The sequence below is a fragment of the Brevibacterium sediminis genome (assembly GCF_013623905.1).
GTDB lineage: Bacteria > Actinomycetota > Actinomycetes > Actinomycetales > Brevibacteriaceae > Brevibacterium > Brevibacterium sediminis.
The window spans coordinates 265,943-282,294 of sequence record NZ_JABKDD010000001.1 but is presented as its reverse complement, the minus strand read 5'-3'; the positions used below and the strand labels follow the sequence as shown (position 1 = coordinate 282,294).

The 16,352-nt window shown below is 62.3% G+C and carries 23 protein-coding genes; 6 read left to right on the top strand and 17 right to left on the bottom strand.

The window, feature by feature from the left end:
* The first annotated feature begins 23 nt into the window (after positions 1-23).
* A complete protein-coding gene (locus HK108_RS01270; RefSeq protein ID WP_181270397.1) occupies positions 24-518 on the top strand; it encodes a mycothiol transferase in 495 nt (164 codons plus the stop codon).
* A 6-nt stretch (positions 519-524) separates the two neighbouring features.
* Here HK108_RS01270 and HK108_RS01265 read toward each other — a convergent pair whose 3' ends face one another.
* The 4 genes from HK108_RS01265 to HK108_RS01250 form a co-directional block, all read right to left on the bottom strand.
* Positions 525-1,388 carry a GNAT family N-acetyltransferase gene (locus HK108_RS01265; protein ID WP_219922125.1) on the bottom strand — a complete coding sequence of 288 codons (864 nt, stop codon included), beginning with the start codon at positions 1,386-1,388 and terminating at the stop codon, positions 525-527.
* 2 nt (positions 1,389-1,390) lie between these two features.
* Positions 1,391-1,918, bottom strand: coding sequence for a GNAT family N-acetyltransferase (locus HK108_RS01260; RefSeq protein ID WP_139466848.1), 528 nt, complete (start codon positions 1,916-1,918; stop codon positions 1,391-1,393).
* A gap of 34 nt (positions 1,919-1,952) precedes the next feature.
* A complete protein-coding gene (locus HK108_RS01255; RefSeq protein WP_181270395.1) occupies positions 1,953-2,924 on the bottom strand; it encodes an alpha/beta fold hydrolase in 972 nt (323 codons plus the stop codon).
* Between the two features lie 139 nt (positions 2,925-3,063).
* Positions 3,064-3,459: a hypothetical protein gene (locus HK108_RS01250; RefSeq protein ID WP_139466846.1), complete on the bottom strand. Its 396-nt coding sequence runs from the start codon at positions 3,457-3,459 to the stop codon at positions 3,064-3,066.
* Positions 3,460-3,607: 148 nt separating this feature from the next.
* On the opposite strand from HK108_RS01250, the gene HK108_RS01245 reads away from it, so the two are divergent.
* A complete protein-coding gene (locus tag HK108_RS01245; protein WP_139466845.1) occupies positions 3,608-4,081 on the top strand; it encodes a DUF8821 family protein in 474 nt (157 codons plus the stop codon).
* Between the two features lie 77 nt (positions 4,082-4,158).
* Here HK108_RS01245 and HK108_RS01240 read toward each other — a convergent pair whose 3' ends face one another.
* The 4 genes from HK108_RS01240 to HK108_RS01225 all read right to left on the bottom strand — a co-directional run bounded on the left by HK108_RS01240 (position 4,159) and on the right by HK108_RS01225 (position 7,369).
* Positions 4,159-4,599 carry a YtoQ family protein gene (locus HK108_RS01240; RefSeq protein ID WP_139466844.1) on the bottom strand — a complete coding sequence of 147 codons (441 nt, stop codon included), beginning with the start codon at positions 4,597-4,599 and terminating at the stop codon, positions 4,159-4,161.
* 164 nt (positions 4,600-4,763) lie between these two features.
* Positions 4,764-5,117 (bottom strand): DUF1801 domain-containing protein, encoded by a 354-nt coding sequence (locus tag HK108_RS01235; RefSeq protein ID WP_139466843.1) that lies wholly within the window; start codon positions 5,115-5,117, stop codon positions 4,764-4,766.
* A 221-nt stretch (positions 5,118-5,338) separates the two neighbouring features.
* Positions 5,339-6,568 carry an alpha/beta hydrolase fold domain-containing protein gene (locus HK108_RS01230; protein ID WP_180345509.1) on the bottom strand — a complete coding sequence of 410 codons (1,230 nt, stop codon included), beginning with the start codon at positions 6,566-6,568 and terminating at the stop codon, positions 5,339-5,341.
* Positions 6,569-6,775: 207 nt separating this feature from the next.
* On the bottom strand, positions 6,776-7,369 hold the full coding sequence (locus tag HK108_RS01225) for a TetR/AcrR family transcriptional regulator (protein WP_229663894.1): 594 nt from the start codon (positions 7,367-7,369) through the stop codon (positions 6,776-6,778).
* A gap of 167 nt (positions 7,370-7,536) precedes the next feature.
* Here HK108_RS01225 and HK108_RS01220 point away from each other — a divergent pair, with 167 nt between their 5' ends.
* Positions 7,537-8,391 (top strand): NAD(P)H-binding protein, encoded by an 855-nt coding sequence (locus tag HK108_RS01220; RefSeq protein ID WP_181270394.1) that lies wholly within the window; start codon positions 7,537-7,539, stop codon positions 8,389-8,391.
* Positions 8,392-8,406: 15 nt separating this feature from the next.
* On the opposite strand, the gene HK108_RS19170 is transcribed toward HK108_RS01220, so the two are convergent.
* Positions 8,407-8,661 (bottom strand): 2-phosphosulfolactate phosphatase, encoded by a 255-nt coding sequence (locus HK108_RS19170; RefSeq protein WP_139467400.1) that lies wholly within the window; start codon positions 8,659-8,661, stop codon positions 8,407-8,409.
* Positions 8,662-8,704: 43 nt separating this feature from the next.
* Positions 8,705-9,652 (bottom strand): LysR family transcriptional regulator, encoded by a 948-nt coding sequence (locus HK108_RS01210; RefSeq protein ID WP_139466839.1) that lies wholly within the window; start codon positions 9,650-9,652, stop codon positions 8,705-8,707.
* Between the two features lie 123 nt (positions 9,653-9,775).
* On the opposite strand from HK108_RS01210, the gene HK108_RS01205 reads away from it, so the two are divergent.
* Both HK108_RS01205 and HK108_RS01200 read left to right on the top strand, forming a co-directional pair.
* Complete coding sequence (locus HK108_RS01205) at positions 9,776-10,768, top strand: putative oxygenase MesX (RefSeq protein WP_139466838.1); 993 nt, start codon at positions 9,776-9,778, stop codon at positions 10,766-10,768.
* Between the two features lie 17 nt (positions 10,769-10,785).
* Positions 10,786-11,820 (top strand): methionine synthase, encoded by a 1,035-nt coding sequence (locus HK108_RS01200; protein WP_139466837.1) that lies wholly within the window; start codon positions 10,786-10,788, stop codon positions 11,818-11,820.
* A gap of 332 nt (positions 11,821-12,152) precedes the next feature.
* Here HK108_RS01200 and HK108_RS01195 read toward each other — a convergent pair whose 3' ends face one another.
* The 7 genes from HK108_RS01195 to HK108_RS01165 form a co-directional block, all read right to left on the bottom strand.
* Positions 12,153-12,422: a hypothetical protein gene (locus tag HK108_RS01195; protein ID WP_139466836.1), complete on the bottom strand. Its 270-nt coding sequence runs from the start codon at positions 12,420-12,422 to the stop codon at positions 12,153-12,155.
* Positions 12,415-12,591: a hypothetical protein gene (locus HK108_RS01190; protein WP_180345507.1), complete on the bottom strand. Its 177-nt coding sequence runs from the start codon at positions 12,589-12,591 to the stop codon at positions 12,415-12,417. The genes HK108_RS01195 and HK108_RS01190 overlap by 8 nt, the downstream gene beginning before the upstream one ends.
* A complete protein-coding gene (locus HK108_RS01185; RefSeq protein WP_139466835.1) occupies positions 12,584-13,177 on the bottom strand; it encodes an ArsR family transcriptional regulator in 594 nt (197 codons plus the stop codon). The genes HK108_RS01190 and HK108_RS01185 overlap by 8 nt, the downstream gene beginning before the upstream one ends.
* A gap of 129 nt (positions 13,178-13,306) precedes the next feature.
* A complete protein-coding gene (locus HK108_RS01180) occupies positions 13,307-13,705 on the bottom strand; it encodes an NUDIX hydrolase (protein ID WP_181270393.1) in 399 nt (132 codons plus the stop codon).
* A 44-nt stretch (positions 13,706-13,749) separates the two neighbouring features.
* Positions 13,750-14,070, bottom strand: coding sequence for a HigA family addiction module antitoxin (locus tag HK108_RS01175; RefSeq protein ID WP_139466833.1), 321 nt, complete (start codon positions 14,068-14,070; stop codon positions 13,750-13,752).
* Positions 14,045-14,326: a type II toxin-antitoxin system RelE/ParE family toxin gene (locus HK108_RS01170; RefSeq protein WP_139466832.1), complete on the bottom strand. Its 282-nt coding sequence runs from the start codon at positions 14,324-14,326 to the stop codon at positions 14,045-14,047. Before HK108_RS01170 ends, HK108_RS01175 begins: the two co-directional genes overlap by 26 nt.
* Before the next feature lie 228 nt (positions 14,327-14,554).
* Positions 14,555-15,535: an NAD(P)-dependent alcohol dehydrogenase gene (locus tag HK108_RS01165; RefSeq protein ID WP_181270392.1), complete on the bottom strand. Its 981-nt coding sequence runs from the start codon at positions 15,533-15,535 to the stop codon at positions 14,555-14,557.
* Between the two features lie 130 nt (positions 15,536-15,665).
* Between HK108_RS01165 and HK108_RS01160 the strand changes: the two genes are divergently transcribed.
* Entirely contained in the window at positions 15,666-16,232 is a 567-nt protein-coding gene (locus HK108_RS01160; RefSeq protein WP_219922124.1) for a TetR/AcrR family transcriptional regulator, read from the top strand.
* Positions 16,233-16,352 lie beyond the last annotated feature (120 nt).

Here is a 16,352-nt window from a genome sequence, read left to right as displayed (position 1 = left end):
ACGTGAAGAGCAGAATGGGCGACATGAACAGCATCGACATTCTCACTGACCTGTCCCAGCGCCCTCTCCAGGCAGCACAAGCTCTGCCCGACCTCTCCCCCGAACAGCTCAACAGCCGTCTGGGTGGTCATCCGAATTCCGTCGCCTGGCTGCTGTGGCACAGCGGCCGTGAGATCGATGTGCAGCTTTCGGACCTCACTGGCCGTCCTCAGCAGTGGGAGGACTTCCGGAACCGGTTCGATCTCGGCGAGATCGGCGAGACCTTCGGCTACGGACACAGTCCCGAACAGGCGGCAGAGATCAAGGTCGACGATCAACAGCTGCTCGTCGACTACCTCGCCGCTACTCTGAACGCGTTCACCGACTATGCAAAGACGCTCTCCGAGGATGACTTCGACGAAGTCATCGACAGGAACTGGACTCTCGCAGTCACTCGTGGCGTTCGGATGGTCTCGATCATCGACGATTCGATCCAGCATGTCGCGCAGGCGGCGTTCATAGCAGGTGCGTCTGTTTGATTCGGTTCAGGGTCGACAGAAATCCCTGACTTCGCCGAGGATGCTCATCCCAGCCGCACGGTAAGTGGCGACGGCGACTGTGTTCGATGTCGGCGTGGCAACGGTGACGCTCGACGCCCCCATCTCCCTCAGCGCCGCGGCCGCGGCCAGTGTCATCTCGACTCCGAATCCGTGACCCCGGTGGTCGCCGTGGACGCCGAGTGGTTCGATGACACCGGGGCGCCTAGGACCGGCCGACCAAACGGTTGTGGCACCGGCTGGAGCGCCGTCGGCGGTAAATCCGACGAGACATTTGGCCTGCTTGTAAGCGTGACCGTCGGCCATGGACCGCCAACGGTCCGCAGTCAATGAGGACCCGGGAAAAGCCGAGGATTCGACCGCGATACGGTCGGCGATACGGTTATCTGCTCTGTCGGGGTCGACCGTTTCGATCCGCTGGGTAACGGATGGGATCGGTTCGCTCAGATCTCGGTGGAGCGTGGTCCACGCTTCATCAGATCCCCATCCCGCCTCGGTGAGGGTATGTTGCAGGGCGGATCCGAATCGAGCTTCGACGATGCCCTTCCCTGCAGGCAGCAGTTCGGTGAGATCTCCGGTGAAATCGGCCAAGATCGCCTCAGCGAGCGCTTGGTCATCGGAGTGATCGGGTGAGATGGCCATTCGGATGAGTTCGGATTCGTCGAGGAATCCGACGGCCGCAGCTTCGTCGCCGACAGTCCACACCCGCAGTGCCGAGGCGAGCGCATCGGCCCCGAAACGCTGATACCAACCGAGGTCTCCGGGATGTACCTGGACGGGCAGTCCTTCGCGTTGCCAGGACGCGACAGTGTCGATGATGTCCGGCAGGTCCGTCGTAGTCGGTGTCAACATGGTCATTCCTCTGTCCTCGCCTCTGCGCGCCAGATGACTTCACCGTCGTCGATCTCGTCGGTCGGTTGCAGTCCGAGACAGACAGCGATTCGGGCGGAAGCGGCGTTGTCAGGATGGATGGCCGCTTGCACCACAGTCACGAGATGATCCGCCAGCCAATCGACCATGGCTCGGGCCGCCTCGGTGCCGAATCCCTGCCCCTGGCTGTCGACGCCGATGACCCAAGCGATGTCGGCTTGATAACCGGTTTCGGCTCTTGTCACTGTGGCCTGAACATATCCGACTGCAGCGGACTCAGCCGTTTCGCGAACGATCCAGTTCAGCCAGCCGGCGTCACCGGTCGGTGAGGCACCTGCGGATTGGAGTGCATAGAGTCGTTCGAGTTCGGACCGGCTCGGGCTCGTCCCACCGATATGGGTGTATAGGTCGGGTGAGGACAGTGTCTCCACCATCTCCGACGCATGGTGGACTGCGAGCGGCTCAAGCTGCAGCCTGTCGGTGACGATGGGTGTCGCCTGTGGCCAATTCACACTGCGGTTTGAGCTTTCTGCCGGGTTCACGGATTCAGCTCTCGTTCGTTTGAACGGGCCTCGTCCGATTGCTGACGCGGGAAGCGAAGTCGACGGTCTCCGCCTCGACCTCGAGGCGGGTGGTCGGTTCGTTGTGGACTTCGTGGCGGACTCCGGCGAAGACGCGGGTGCGCACTTCGTCGTGTCCGGTCGCGCGGAGGCGGTTCGCGACGTGATAGGCGCCTTCGCCGTAGTTCGCGACAGGATCCTGGTCACCTGCGAGGATGAGCACCGGCAGACCGCTGGGGATCGTCGCGTACCAGGAATCGGCATTGGCACCGTCATAGAGTTCGACGAAGCCCTGCAGGAATCGGGAGCTCATCGGGGCGCCGAAGTTGTTGAAGGGGTCGCGCCCATGATCGGCGACGACAGCCTCGTCGAGGGCGACCCAGGCGGTGGGGCCGGCATCCGGACCGAAACGTTCGACGAATCCGTCGAAGAGCTGGCCCACCAATTGATCGGATGCAGGTTCGGCTCGTCGGTTGCCGGTGGCCGCCTCGGTGAGTTCGACACGGTCGATGGTCTGATCGATACCGCGCATCTGCGCAGCGATTCCACACAGAGCCAGCCCCGCGAGGCCAGCCGTCGGATCGGAGGCCATGACCCGTGCAATCATCGATCCCCAACTGTGACCGAACACGATGTACGGCAGATTCGGGAGGATCTCGCGAGCCTTGCGCTGCAGCGTCAGTTCGTCGGCGACGACCACTCGAGCTGCGTCGTCACCTGTATCGACCCAGATTCCCGACTGCATGGCCGTCCGACCGTGACCGGAATGGTCATCGGCGACAACGGCGAATCCGGAGTCGACGAGGGTGGCGATGAGGTGGTGGTAGCGCCGGGAATGCTCGCCGAGTCCGTGGATGATGTGGATGATGGCTCGAGGTTCAGTGGTCGGTGTGTAGAGCCAGCCGAAGACCGTGTCACGATCGTTGTGAGAGGTGAACTCGATTTCGTGCAGGGCCAAGGTGGGACTCCTCTGTCGTCACGTGTGTCCGCACCGCCGTGGTGCAGTTCGCAAAACCTGTGGAATGCAGATCACCCTACCGCACCGATTCGACCTGGGTGCGGGGACCCTGGGTGCGGGGACGGAGGCTTTCACCTGCTCAATGGCCTTCGGCCCGGCTCGCGGCCACCTCATGCCAGGTGAGTCGCACCTCTCCAGACGTCTGACGAATCGCCTCGACGAGGTCGTCAGTCGCTCCGATGACAGAGCTGATACCGTCCTGACCCGACGATTTGAGCACGATCTGCCATCCAATTCTGCCAGTCGACGGAGACGTCTCCGCCGTATAGCCTCCCCAAAAGTGAACTTCTGTGCCTTCGGCGACATCAGCATCGGGGTCGGGCCTGAGAGCAGCCTGAAACGTGCGCACCGCGCGCTCGGCGGCAGCACCTGTGATCGAGGCCCGGACTTGAACTACGGTCCACACGTCGAACGGCCAGTCGTTGAGCCAGTGGTCTGACGGTGTGAACGGTTTGACGTCGGTTCCGCTGTGCATGCATTCCTCCTCAGAGGTTCATTGACAGATGTTCATCGGCCCTCGGCGACATGCGGATTCGCTGCCTCATGAGCGAGTCTCTCACCCTTCCTGACGACCGTGGGCCCGGTCGTGGGCGGATATCCAGGATCAGGCATATCCATGACCCATGCCGTTCGAAGCCGTTTCATTCACCGATGTCTCCACCGCGGGACTCGAATCCTCCCCCATCGCCGAGGCGCTGGCTGGTCTGCGCGCCAACGAGGCACGGTACTTCTCCAACAAATACAAACACACATTCGCCGTGGCCCCGGCCGCCGAGGTACAGGAGGCCCTGAACTGGGTGGAGGAGATCCTTGACTCCGAGCGTGAGATCGTACCGACCTCGCCTGCCCTCGAAGTCAGCATCAATGACGTCGATGGCATCTATTGGGTGCACGTCTTCTACGAGTCCGGGCTCGCAGTCAATGTCATATGGACACGAGCAGACGATGGCAAGCGGGCCGTCGGCTTCAAACTTTCGGAGGGGATGGACGTGCCTCCCGAGCTGTCGGCGTTCAAGTTCGCCCGTCAGAAGTCGAAGCTCGCCGGGGAGATCCGTGGATCCTTCTTCAAGATCAAGGGTGATCATCCCCTGCCGTAGCGTCACGACGCGCAGGTCCTGAGGCCGCGACCGGCCGTTTTCACTCCTCGGTCGTTCGCGGTCTCAACTCATCGAGTTCAGTCTCTGAGAACATACTTCAGGGTTTCGACCACTTGATCCGTCGTCTGGCACCAGGCCTTGGCTTCGGCATCGACTTCTTTGAGCGGATGCACGATGTCGGCATCGTGGAGGGTCACATAGGGTGTGCCGAGTGCCGCGCAATAGCCGGCATCGAAGGCGGCGTTCCATTGCTTGTACTTGTCTCCGAAGCGCACGACGACCATATCGGCCTTTTCGATCAGGGTCCGGGTGCGGATGGCGTTGACCTTCGCCGACTGGTGATCACGCCAGAAGGCGCTGTCGTTCTCGCCGAGGTGGTCACCGGCAGCATCGCTGGCAGGATGGTCGGTCACGGGTGCGGTGAAATCGATATCCAGACCGGCCGCCTCGGCACCGCGCTTGATCTCATCGCGCCACTCGGTGTGGATCTCACCGGACAGATAGACAGAGAAACTCAAGTCGATCACTCCTCATTCTTATGGCAGAAGGGACCGGTTCGTCCCTCAGGCACCACCATAGCCAATCGGAGGTCAGACGCTCAGCGCCGACCGCGCGGCCGAGCCCCAGACACAAATGTCGCAGGCAGTGTCGTCTGCGGGCTCAGCCCCGGCGGTCGTCACCGTCAGGAGGTTGCCGTCCAGACGATCTCGGCAATGCGTTTCTCGGCGACCTCATCGATAGTGTCGAAGTACCATGCGGCGGGCATCAGCGTTCCATCGGAACCACCGGCTGGGGTGAGGTCGACCTTTTCGGTGAGGGCCAGGTTGACCCGCTCGTCATTGCGCAGTGTCACCAGTGCAGGAGTGCTCGCTGACAGAGCATAGGCAGGCATGCCGTACCAGATCCGCGGCTTGAGACTGGGGGCGACGGTCACGATGATCTCGTGCGCTCGCTGCATGAGCGATCGTTCCGGTTCGTCCATCTTCGCGATCTTGTCGATCACCTGGGACAGGTTCTTCTCGTCTTTGGTCGTCATGTCATGTCCTTACGTCAGCCGGTGTGTCGCACCGGCGGTTGAAGACGGCGCAGAAATGCGCCGCACCCCATCTGGACATGTTCCGGGCCGACCGGAGCTCTCCGCAATGATTCAGGCTTAGGTACCTGGAAGTGCTGGCAACCGTACGTGCTGCCAGTTTCCACGATACTTGCATCGACGCCTCCCCGCCAGGACAGCCGAGATCCACAACGGACGTGTGGCTAGCGAAGTTGTTCGGATAAGTAGGCCTCTGCGATGCTCAGGTGTCCCTGGCTGCCGATTGAGTTCTTCGCCTTCTGCGGGTACGCATGATTGGCGAGGGGAACTTTCACGGTTGTGACGTCGACTCCGCGGCTTCGGGCCGATTCGGCCCATGAAAGCTGGTCGGTTGGGGTGATCACGTCATCGCGCATCGCTGTCATCATGAGCACCGGCGGCGCGGGTGCTTTCAGATGCGTGACGGAATCGGCCACTGAGTAGCGTTCCGGATATTCCTCCGGTGTGCCACCCGTGTAGCTGGTTGCGAACAGGCGCGTGCCGGATCCCGCGCCGGGCCCGGTGGGGGCGTTCTCGTAGAGGCCCGTCACGTCGAACGCGGGGTAGTCGGCAATGACCGCCGCCGGAACCGGAACCTTCCCACCGCAGGACGATTCGGCGTCGCCCTGCGCTGCGGCACCGGCGGTATTGGCGACCATGTTGCTGCCCGAACTCTCGCCCCAGAACGCAAGACGATCGGTGTCTGCACCGATCGTGTCTGCGTGGGTCTGAATCCAGCTTGCCGCACAGGCGACCTGCGACGGTGCGCTCTGCCAAGTGGCGTTATCCAGGGTGGCGAGTTCGTATTCGACCGATACGACCAGGTAGCCGTGATCGGCGAGTTCACGGAGCTCTGAACTCGCCGCGTTCGGTTCGCCTGCGATCCAACCGCCTCCGTGGACGTACATGATCGTCGGAGCTGAACCCTTCGCTCTCTCAGGTTCGTAGATCGATACGGAGAGGTCATCGCCTGAGCTGGATTTGTCGTACACTTCCTTGCGATCAGGCGATGCCGAGTCGATCGCCGAGAGTCCGAACGTCGCAGTGAACAGGTTCACCGAACCACCGGCCGAGGTGATGGCGACGAGGAGCACAATGACGACAGCCAGATTCGCGATCGTGCTCACCACTCCGAATCCTGTCACCACAGCTCCGGTCCTTCGCCGGCCTCGGCGCAGGCAGACGATTCCCAACCCAAGCACAATCGCTCCGATCACAGTCGCCATCGGCGCAATCGTCGGCGCAAACCGGGCCGCAGCGGAACTGAACGGGCCAAGCCCGGGAATGAGCGATGCCAGGCCGATGACCGCAGCGATCGCACCGAACACGAGCGCGAGGATGAGACCCGTTGCCCGAACTGTATTGGCCGCGCGCTGGGGCACCGCGGGCTGTGACGAACTCTTGCTGGCTGTCATCTTCGGTCCTCGCCTTCCGATCTGTCGGGTTGAGATTCCCGCTGCAGCAGATCTCATCGTGGCGGTCACCTCCTGACGCCAGGGGCCACTCTAACGCAGTCCGATTCTCACAACCCAGATGAATCGGCCTGCGTCCACGGCCATGGGAGCGCAGCCGAGGTCAGCAGAGAATCCCTGCACTGAGTCAGCCTCATCGATGTCGCGAGGCTAGTCGGGCATATTGGACGATCTGCAGATCCCACTGATCTGGAATGCGGTTCGGCGGTCATAGTCGGCTCGAGGCGGTCGGCCCCCGTGCTTGAGGACGAGAGCATTGTCGCGGGCAAGTGATTGGAAGTCTTCTGCTGTGAAGGCGGGGACCAATACGCCGGCGGCGTGCCCCTGAGCGACAAGGCTGTCGTGGAATTCCGTTCCGGCATGGCACAGGGCCAGCAACGGCTCGGAGTCGCGATACTCCTGGAGGAGAACATCATTGACCGCAGGAACTCGATACTGCAGGTCACGCAACGCATAGATATACGAGCAGATACGTTCTCGGACCTCGCCGATGGACCGCATCTCCTCGATGACCGTCTGCAGCTCCACCGCAACAACCTCGTCGATGACGGCATCGATGAGCCCGATTCTCCCGCCGAGTCGATTGAAGATCGTCGCCTTGCTCACATCTGCGACTGCGGCGACCTCCTCGAGGGGCGCAGAGAACCCCCGCTCCCGGAACACCTGGACCGCCGCACGTCGTATCCGGTCGACATTCCGGCGAGCATCCGAGCGAAGAGACTGCACACCACTTGGATCAGACACGATGACGCTCCCTCCCACAGCGACAAATAACTTGATCATAGCAGTCAATTTGGTGCAGAATGGGGCCACGCAAGTTGACCTTATGAGTCAATTTCAATCATGACAGCAGCTCTGACGTGCGCACTGAGCACGACGTCAGTTCATATTTCGCACGAACGGGAATTCAGATGATCATCGTCACCGGAGCGACAGGCACTCTCAACGGAGCCACAGTCGACCACCTTCTGAAGCGGATTCCGCCAGAGCAGATCGGCGTCAGCGTACGCGATCCCTCGCGTGCGACCCATTTGGCCGATCACGGAGTCCGCGTACGGCAGGGGAGCTATGACAATCCAGCGGCTCTGCGCCAATCGTTCGCGGACGCCGAACAGGTTCTCCTGGTGTCCTCCAGCGACCTTACTGCCGACGTCGTCGCACAACACCGCAGGGCGATCGATGCAGCCGTCGGTGCAGGGGCTCAGCGGATCCTGTACACAAGCACCCACGGAGCAGGCTTTGACACTCCCTACCCGCCGCTCGGAATCCATGCGGCCACGGAACAGTATTTATCAGAATCGGGAGCAGCCTGGACCTCGTTGCGAAACGGCTTCTACGGAGACCCGGCTCAGCTGCTCGGTGCGTGGGAAGAAACCGGCGAGATCGCTATGCCCGCCGATGGACCATTTTCCTGGATTGATCGCCGCGACGCGGCGGAGGCCGCTGCTGCGGTTCTGACTGCGGATGAACCGTTCGAGGGCCCGATCGACCTGACGCTGCCCAAGCCGGTCACCCTCGCGGATTTCGCCGCTTCCGCGTCCGAGATCGCCGGACGCCGAATCGAGCGCGTCGTCGTGGACGACAAGAAGTGGGTGGCCGACGCCATCTCCCGCGGTACGCCCGAGGAGGTCGCGCGTTTCACCCTGTCGATGTTCCAGGCAACAAGGAGCGGGCATTTCTCGGATTCGGACCCCACGCTCACGCGACTCCTGGGACGCAGCCCACGCAGCATCACCGATCAATTGAAAGATCTCGATACTCGGTGACACGGTCGCCGTCCACTAGACGTCGAATCTGAGTTCCACCCATGAGACGTCCAACGAGGCTGCCACTTCAACGTCGGAGTGAAGTCCCACCGCTTCCAGCTCTCGAATCCCGACGCATTCGGCCAGGGCCTGAGTCAGACGTGGCCTCACTGCCTCGAATAGGTCGGCGGCAGCTGAGGCCACAGGACTCATCTCCTCGCGGATTCCGCGATCTGCAACCCCAGAGCGCACGGCCCCTGCACCGAGGTGGTCTTCAAGCGAGGGGCGCAGCGAGTCGTACGGCTATTCGAGACCGCCTCGGCGCTGTCCTCGGTCACGGCTGATCGAGCAGCGCAATGCCGAAACCGCCGACGACGGCCCGTACTTCGTCGAGGTAGCGTTGCGCCTGTTCGGTCAGCGGGATCCCGGAATGATCGATCCAGCCGATCTCGATGCGCTCCTCGACCTCGAGTGGAATCGCGACAATGGCCGGATCGAGATCGTCGCTGATGATGCCCGTCGAGATGGTGTAGCCGTCGAGCCCGATCATCAGGTTGAAGATGGTCGCACGGTCAGAAACCCGGATCTCCTGCTTGCTCGACAGGGTGGAGAGAATCTCCTCGGCGAAGGAGAACGAGTTGTTCGCCCCCTGGTCGAAGGTGAGCCGAGGCAGGGCGGCGAGATCGTCGAGGGTGACGCGGCGGCGGGAGGCAAGCGGGTTCGTACGAGAGATGAAGATGTGCGGGGAGGCGAGGAAGAGCGGGTGGAACGCAAGCCCGGAATCTCGCAGCAGCTTATCGATGACCTTCCTGTTGAAGTCGTTGCGGTAGAGGATGCCGAGCTCACTGCGGAGCGTGCGAACGTCTTCGATGATGTCCCAGGTACGCGTCTCTCGCAGTGAGAACTCGTACTCGGCAGCATCGCTGGCCTTGACCATCCGAACGAAAGCATCGACGACGAACGAGTAGTGCTGCGCCGAGACTCCGAGCAGACGCCGGGACGGTGGGCGCCCTAGGTAGTGCTGCTCGAGGAGTTCCACCTGTTCGACGACCTGCCGGGCATAGCCGAGGAACTCCACACCGTCGTCAGTCAACGTCACCCCGCGGGCGGATCGGACGAGCAGAGCGCGATCCACCCGGGTCTCCAGGTCCTTCATCGCGGCAGACATGGTCGGCTGAGAGACATAGAGGAGATCGGCGGCGGCGGTGATCGATCCCTCCGACGCGACCTCGATGAAGTACTGGAGTTGCAGCAGCGTGATGTTCTTCAGACCTCGAGACATAGATCAAGGCTATAGGAATCCATAGTTCCCCCGAGTTACCCGATGACCACAGGGGACGGGCAGGATGGATCACAGACATGCCAGCGACCACAACCGGCCGAACACCCACCGAATTGGACGTCCATGACACCTGAGTTCTCATTCAGCATCACCACGACTCGATTCGACGAGGACTACTCGCCGTCGGAGAGCACCCGAGCGACGACGAACTTCGCCAACCTCGCCAGGGGCGAGGACCGCCAGCAGAACCTCCGCACTGCTCTGAGCATCATCAATCGCCGCTTCAACGAACTCGCGTCCTGGGACAATCCCGACCGGGATCGCTATGTCCTCGAACTCGACATCGTCTCCGGAGGACTTCACTTCACCTCGGGCGGCCGGGAACAGGAGTTCCCGCTGCTCGAAGTCCTGGATATCCAGATCATCGACAGACTGACTGGAAAACGTTACCCCGGGATCGTGGGGAACAATTTCTCGTCCTTTGTCCGCGATTTCGATTTCAGCGTGCGGCTGCCGGCTGCCAATGAGGCCGCAACCGAGTTCACGGTCCCCGATGACTTCGGTGATCTGCATGGCAAACTATTCCAACACTTCCTCGATTCTGCTGCCTATCGGGAACGGTTCCAGACGGCACCCGTGATCTGCATCAGCGTGTCCACGAGCAAGTCGTACCGTCGGACCGAGAATCACCACCCGATTCTCGGGTTCGAATACCAGCAGGACGACTACTCGCTGACCGATGACTACTTCGCAAAGATGGGACTCCAGGTGAGGTATTTCATGCCACCGGGCAGCGTCGCACCGCTGGCCTTCTACCATCGCGGCGACCTCCTCGGCGACTATTCCGATCTGGCGCTCATCGGCACGATCAGCACGATGGAGACTTTCCAGAAGATCTATCGGCCCGAGATCTACAACGCGAATACCGCCGCCGGAGAGGTCTACCGGCCGACGCTGGACCGGCACGACTTCTCGGAGATGCCGGTCACCTATGATCGCGTCGAACGCAACCAGCTCGGCACCAGACAGGGAAAGTTCACGGAGGAGTTTTTCGTCAACCCGCACCGAGAGATGCTCGAGCAGTGGGCGTCCGACCGCCCCGTCCCAGTCGCATGACCGCAGGAGAAGAAACGATGACCCAGCCGCTGCTGCCCACCTCAATCGTCGGCAGTCTGCCGAAGCCGTCCTGGCTCGCGCAGCCCGAAACCCTCTGGTCCCCCTGGAACCTCCAAGGCGAAGCCTTGGTCGAGGGCAGGCACGATGCCCTGCGCATCTCGACTCATGAGCAGACCAACCGCGGCATCGACATCGTCAGCGACGGAGAGCAGACCCGTCAACACTTCGTGACGACGTTCATCGAGCATCTCAGCGGAGTCGATTTCGAAAAGCGCGAGACAGTTCGGATCCGCGATCGCTACGACGCAAGCGTGCCCACAGTCGTCAGCGCCGTGAGCCGTGAGAAACCGGTCTTCGTCGACGATGCGAAGTTCCTCCGCCAGCAGACCGATCAGCCGATCAAGTGGGCGCTGCCGGGACCGATGACGATGATCGACACACTCTATGACGACCACTACAAGAGCCGCGAGAAGCTGGCCTGGGAATTCGCCACGGTCCTCAATCAGGAGGCAAAGGATCTGGAGGCGGCGGGAGTGGACATCATCCAGTTCGACGAGCCGGCATTCAATGTCTTCTTCGAGGAGATGAAGGACTGGGGAGTCGCCGCGCTCGAACGAGCAGCGGAAGGTCTGCGGGCCGAAACCGCAGTGCATATCTGCTACGGCTATGGGATCAAGGCGAACAACGACTGGAAAACGACCCTCGGGTCCGAGTGGCGCCAATACGAGGAATCCTTCCCCCTCCTGCAGCGCTCGAGCCTCGACATCGTCTCGCTCGAATGCCACAACTCCCATGTCCCGATGGACCTCATCGAACTGATCCGCGGCAAGAAGGTCATGCTCGGTGCCATCGACGTGGCAAACGAGACCATTGAGACACCGGAGGAGGTCGCCGCGACTCTGCGCAAGGCTCTGAAGTTCGTCGACGCCGACAAGCTCATTCCAAGCACGAACTGCGGCATGGCCCCCTTCGCGCGCGACGTCGCCCTCGCGAAGATGAGCGCCTTGAGTGCGGGAACAGCGATCGTCCGCGAGGAGCTGTCTAGGGGCTGATCGCCGCCGCACTCCATCCGCACACGTCCAGAGCCGTCCGGCCTCTCCGCAACTATTCGGGCGTTCTGAGCTGGGGAAGTGCAGTGACAGCTCAAGCTGTCGTTGCCACAGTGCCCCAGCCTCTGCCGCAGACGTTGAAGCGGAACCTTCGGCAGACCGGATTCCGCGAAGAGTCGAACGGCTGCGCGACTACGAGAGGTGTGATCGCAGAGATCCTGTCGCGCAGCACCCGACGTTCACGACGCAGCCCGCAGCTCGACTTCAGATTCATCCAGAACTCTTCCGCCGTGTTGAAGCCGATGCGAGCTACTAACTGCACCCAAATTCGTCGACTACCCGTCGCGACGCACGTACTCGGCACAGACATCGACGATCCGAACGGCCGCGGTGATCGCTTCAGCCACGTCTTGGTTCGTCGCTGTCGGTCGATCGTCGTCGGGATACTCAGTCGCGTTGCGCACTTGACGCACCCATTCAAACTCGCCCAACGCACTGTCGTTGACGAAGCCCGCTGCCGCGATCCCGGTCTTGCGATGAGCTCCGCCGACGGGTCGGACACGGAGTCCTTCGGCAGCAAGAGCCGCGACGAGCGATTTACGCACAATCGTGCGCGGCTGTGAACGCCATCGCGTGATCGTCGGTATCAGCAAGCAGCTCCGCCGTACGGATATGGCGTTCTGCGGTCACGACCACAGCCAGCGCATGCTCGCGATTCCGCTCCACACGCTCCAGTCTTCGGTTCACGAGCATCTGATTGACGATCTCAGGCAAGGATCTCACCGGACCTCACATCGACTAAGGGGCGTGACCGAATCGTCGAGACGAACGGCGACGGGTCCTCAGAGTTCCAGTCAACCGGTACGATACGCGTGATGTTCACGGGCAAGTCGAGCTTGTCACCTGCTTCGGCCGCAATCCCCGAGAGCGTCCTCCGCGGCGTCTCCCCCACGACGAGGACGTCTAAGTCGTTGGGAAACTCACCGCTTTCCCCGGACCGGCGCGCGGCCCAAGATCCGTAGATCAGCAGCTCCTCCACCCCGTCGATCCCGTCGAAGAGCTCACGCAAGACCGGCACCGGCCCGTAGGTCGCCGCGATCAGATCTCGCATCAGAGCGAACAATGGGTGGTCGGCATTCGCACTCACGAGACGGTTTCGCCCCTCATACCGGTCACGAAGCACGGCGGAGTCGACCAGTCGCCCCACTTCGCGGTGCACGACCGGGCCACTCGTGTCCGTGCGCCGCCCAAGCTCTGCCAGCGTAAACTCCCGCTCAGGGTGCCCGAGAGTCTCGGCCAGAATCGCCCCAACGGCATCCGAGCGCACGAAAGGCGTCAGCTGCGGTGCGATATTCTTCATAGAACACGAAGATATCTTCCACTTATAGGAAGAGTCAAGAGTGTGGGCACCACTCGATGAACCGGAACTCCACCGAGTTCCGGCACGGAACAACGTCTCAAACCACACGCTCGGCAAGCACGGGAGACCTCAGCGGAGGAACCGTGTCTCGATCACGCCCTGAATCTCTGGCGTACATGACGCACCAATAACATCCCTTGCGGTGATCCATCGAGCCGCGACGTGCTCGTCCGAGAGCTTCACAATACGATCGGCCAACGGCACTGGCACTGTGAGCTGTCGCGTCAGTCTCCCCGAAGCGGATCTATAGTCGAAGTGTTCAAGGAAGTCGCCATCGATCACCACAGACTCGAATCCGACTTCTTCGAGCAGTTCACGATCAAGCGCCGCTGTGAGTGACTCCCCGACCTCAACGCCACCAGAGGGCAGTTCATCGATCCCAGGCAGGAAGTCGTCCAGTTCGCTACGAGTGACGACCAGCACAGACCCATCTGAATGTATCACCGCGCCGACCACGAACTTCTCCACGCCGTCACGTTGTGCAGAATCGCGGAGCTCTTACACGAGGACAGTCACGCAACCTCCAACGGCGTGATCGCGGCAACCTTGTCGTGAAGGACACGGCGCTCAAGCCGAAGCTCGTAGTTCGACTGCAGATTCATCCAGAGCTCCTCGGACGTTCCGAAGTAGCGCGCCAGACGGATCGCCGTATCAGCGGTGATCCCCCGCTTGCCGTGCACGATCTCGTTGATCCGGCGCGGCGGCACGCCGATGGACACCGCGAGCTTGTTCTGAGTGATCCCGAAGCCCTCGATGAAGTCCTCCATCAGGATCTCTCCCGGGTGGATCGGCTCGATCAGGTCGGCCTCAGTGGTAGTCGACGAGTTCGACATCGTCCGCACCTCCCTCTCTCCAAACGAAGCAGATACGCCATTGCGCGTTGACGCGGATGCTGTGCTGCCCGCGTCGGTCGCCGACCAGACGCTCCAGGCGGTTGCCCGGCGGGACCCGGAGGTCCTCGACATCCTTCGCCGCATGGATCAGCTCGAGCTTCCGCATGGCCGCCCGCTGCACCGTCCGGTCGACGCGCTTGACGTACTGCTCATGCCAGATGCGCTCGGCGTCCTTGCTGCCGAACGATCTGATCACGAGAGCATTCTATAACGGAAACCGTCAATAACGCTAGACGTTAAACCTGAACTCAACCGAGTTCCGGTACGGAACAACCTCTGGGTTCTACAGGTCTTCCAGTCTCGGTGGGCGGTCATGCGGTATGTGGGGGCCGTCAAGTACGCCATCACCCCTTCCGGAACCCAGACCCGAGATGGCGTCAACGATGCCGGACCGAATCCGTTGTCCCCGGCAACGAATTACCGGTCAGTCCACTGCCCCCGACGCCGTCTCTTCGACGACGAGGACAACCTTGCCGTGCACCCCGCCGGCCTCAAGCCTGGCGTGAGCGTCACCTATGCGGTCGAGAGGATAGACCTCATCGACGATCGGCTGCAGGTGCCCGTCTTCCGCCAACCGAGCCACCTCACCGATGAGTGCAGCGGTCGGGTGCCCGAGGAAGAAGCGTATGCGGCGGCCACCGAAGATGCTCGACGCGGCGATACCGGCCAGGCTCCGCGCCTTGCGATCGACGTCGAATGACACTGCGACCATCCGTCCGCGGGGCGCGAGGTGTTTCCGCAGTTCCCACAGATCAGTTCCACGCGTATCGAACACCACGTCGAAGGTCCCGATGGCGTCGAGGGAGGTGCGATAGTCGATCACCTCATCTGCGCCGAGTCCTCGGACGAACTGTTCACTCGACTGGCTGGACAGCGCGGTGACGTGCGCACCGTACAGTCGGCCGAGCTGCACGGCGACACTGCCCACGCCGCCGGAGGCGCCGCGCACCAGCAGTCGTTCGCCGGCCCGCAGCCGGGCCTTGTCCCGGAGCCCGACGACTGCGGTCGCAGCCCCGGCCAGCACGCTGACCGCGTCTGTTGCGCTCCACCCCTCGGGCATCCGGGAAACTCGGCCTGAATCGATCGCCACCGCCTCTGCGGCCGCACCCACCGAGCCGCGCTCGTCGACGGTTCCCCACACCCGGTCCCCGATCGAGAACTCGGTGACGCCGGGCCCCAGCGCCAGAATCTCACCTGCAAAGTCGATGCCAACATACCTCGGCAGGCTTACCCGGGCGAGTGCACGCAATTTGCCCCGCCGCTGAGCGAGCTCGCCGCCGTTGACAGAACTGGCTTCCACCTTGACGAGAACCTGCCCTGCGCCCGCCGCCGGCATCGCGACCCGCATGACCTCCAGGACCTCGGGTCCGCCATAGCGGCGGAAGCCCGCTGCTGCCATCGTCATCGTGATCTCACACTCCCTGAGTCGTTCGTACCTTCCCGGGCAACGGTACCGCGGAAGTGGGCAGGCCTATCCGTTTTCCGGTAAAGTGGGAGTGTACTCCTGTTCGGTCTCTCACATCGGAGGTGGCGACTTGGTCGAGTCGATGAATCGAGCGGATGCGCGTCGAAACCGCGTTCGCATCATTAACGCAGCACGTGCGGCGTTCGCCGATCATGGGCTCGAGGTGTCGGCCGCCGCAGTCGCGCGCCACGCCGGTGTCGGAACGGCCACGCTGTACCGGCATTTTCCCACCCGCTCCGACCTGATCGACGCCGTGTTCGGCCACGAGATCGAACACTGCCTGGCCTTCCTCGCGGACGCCGCCAGAACCTCGGACCCGTGGCAAGGGCTCGGTAAGGCGCTCGACGCAGTCGTCGATCTGGAGCTGGCTGCGCCAGGCCTAGCGAGCATCATCACGACGAGCGACCGGTCCGCGCCGCTCCTCGAGCAATTTAACCGGCACGTGCTCCAGGATCTCGAACGCCTAGCCGAGCGGGTGCGCGGCACCAGCGAGGCTCGCCCCGATCTGACCAGCGGGGACATCGGCTTGCTTCTCACCGGCGTACGTGCCATCGCGGCAGGCGGTGGCCCTCAAATCCGCACCCGCTGCCGCAGGTTCATCACGCTCATCACCGAAGGCGTACGCCGTCACCGGTAGCCCATGCGCGGGCAGGCGCGACAGCCCACCGTCGGCCGCTCCCGGATCTCCCGGGTTCCCAACCAGGGACCTCTTCTACGATCCTCCCGGATCGCCTGGTGCACGGCATGATGGAGCGCG

Coding starts and splice junctions, on each gene's coding strand:
- HK108_RS01270 (WP_181270397.1), top strand. CDS start 24: ATGAACAGCATCGACATTCTCACTGACCTGTCCCAGCGCCCTCTCCAG.
- HK108_RS01265 (WP_219922125.1), bottom strand. CDS start 1,388: ATGTTGACACCGACTACGACGGACCTGCCGGACATCATCGACACTGTC.
- HK108_RS01250 (WP_139466846.1), bottom strand. CDS start 3,459: ATGCACAGCGGAACCGACGTCAAACCGTTCACACCGTCAGACCACTGG.
- HK108_RS01245 (WP_139466845.1), top strand. CDS start 3,608: ATGCCGTTCGAAGCCGTTTCATTCACCGATGTCTCCACCGCGGGACTC.
- HK108_RS01235 (WP_139466843.1), bottom strand. CDS start 5,117: ATGACGACCAAAGACGAGAAGAACCTGTCCCAGGTGATCGACAAGATC.
- HK108_RS01230 (WP_180345509.1), bottom strand. CDS start 6,568: ATGACAGCCAGCAAGAGTTCGTCACAGCCCGCGGTGCCCCAGCGCGCG.
- HK108_RS01220 (WP_181270394.1), top strand. CDS start 7,537: ATGATCATCGTCACCGGAGCGACAGGCACTCTCAACGGAGCCACAGTC.
- HK108_RS01210 (WP_139466839.1), bottom strand. CDS start 9,652: ATGTCTCGAGGTCTGAAGAACATCACGCTGCTGCAACTCCAGTACTTC.
- HK108_RS01205 (WP_139466838.1), top strand. CDS start 9,776: ATGACACCTGAGTTCTCATTCAGCATCACCACGACTCGATTCGACGAG.
- HK108_RS01200 (WP_139466837.1), top strand. CDS start 10,786: ATGACCCAGCCGCTGCTGCCCACCTCAATCGTCGGCAGTCTGCCGAAG.
- HK108_RS01185 (WP_139466835.1), bottom strand. CDS start 13,177: ATGAAGAATATCGCACCGCAGCTGACGCCTTTCGTGCGCTCGGATGCC.
- HK108_RS01175 (WP_139466833.1), bottom strand. CDS start 14,070: ATGTCGAACTCGTCGACTACCACTGAGGCCGACCTGATCGAGCCGATC.
- HK108_RS01165 (WP_181270392.1), bottom strand. CDS start 15,535: ATGACGATGGCAGCAGCGGGCTTCCGCCGCTATGGCGGACCCGAGGTC.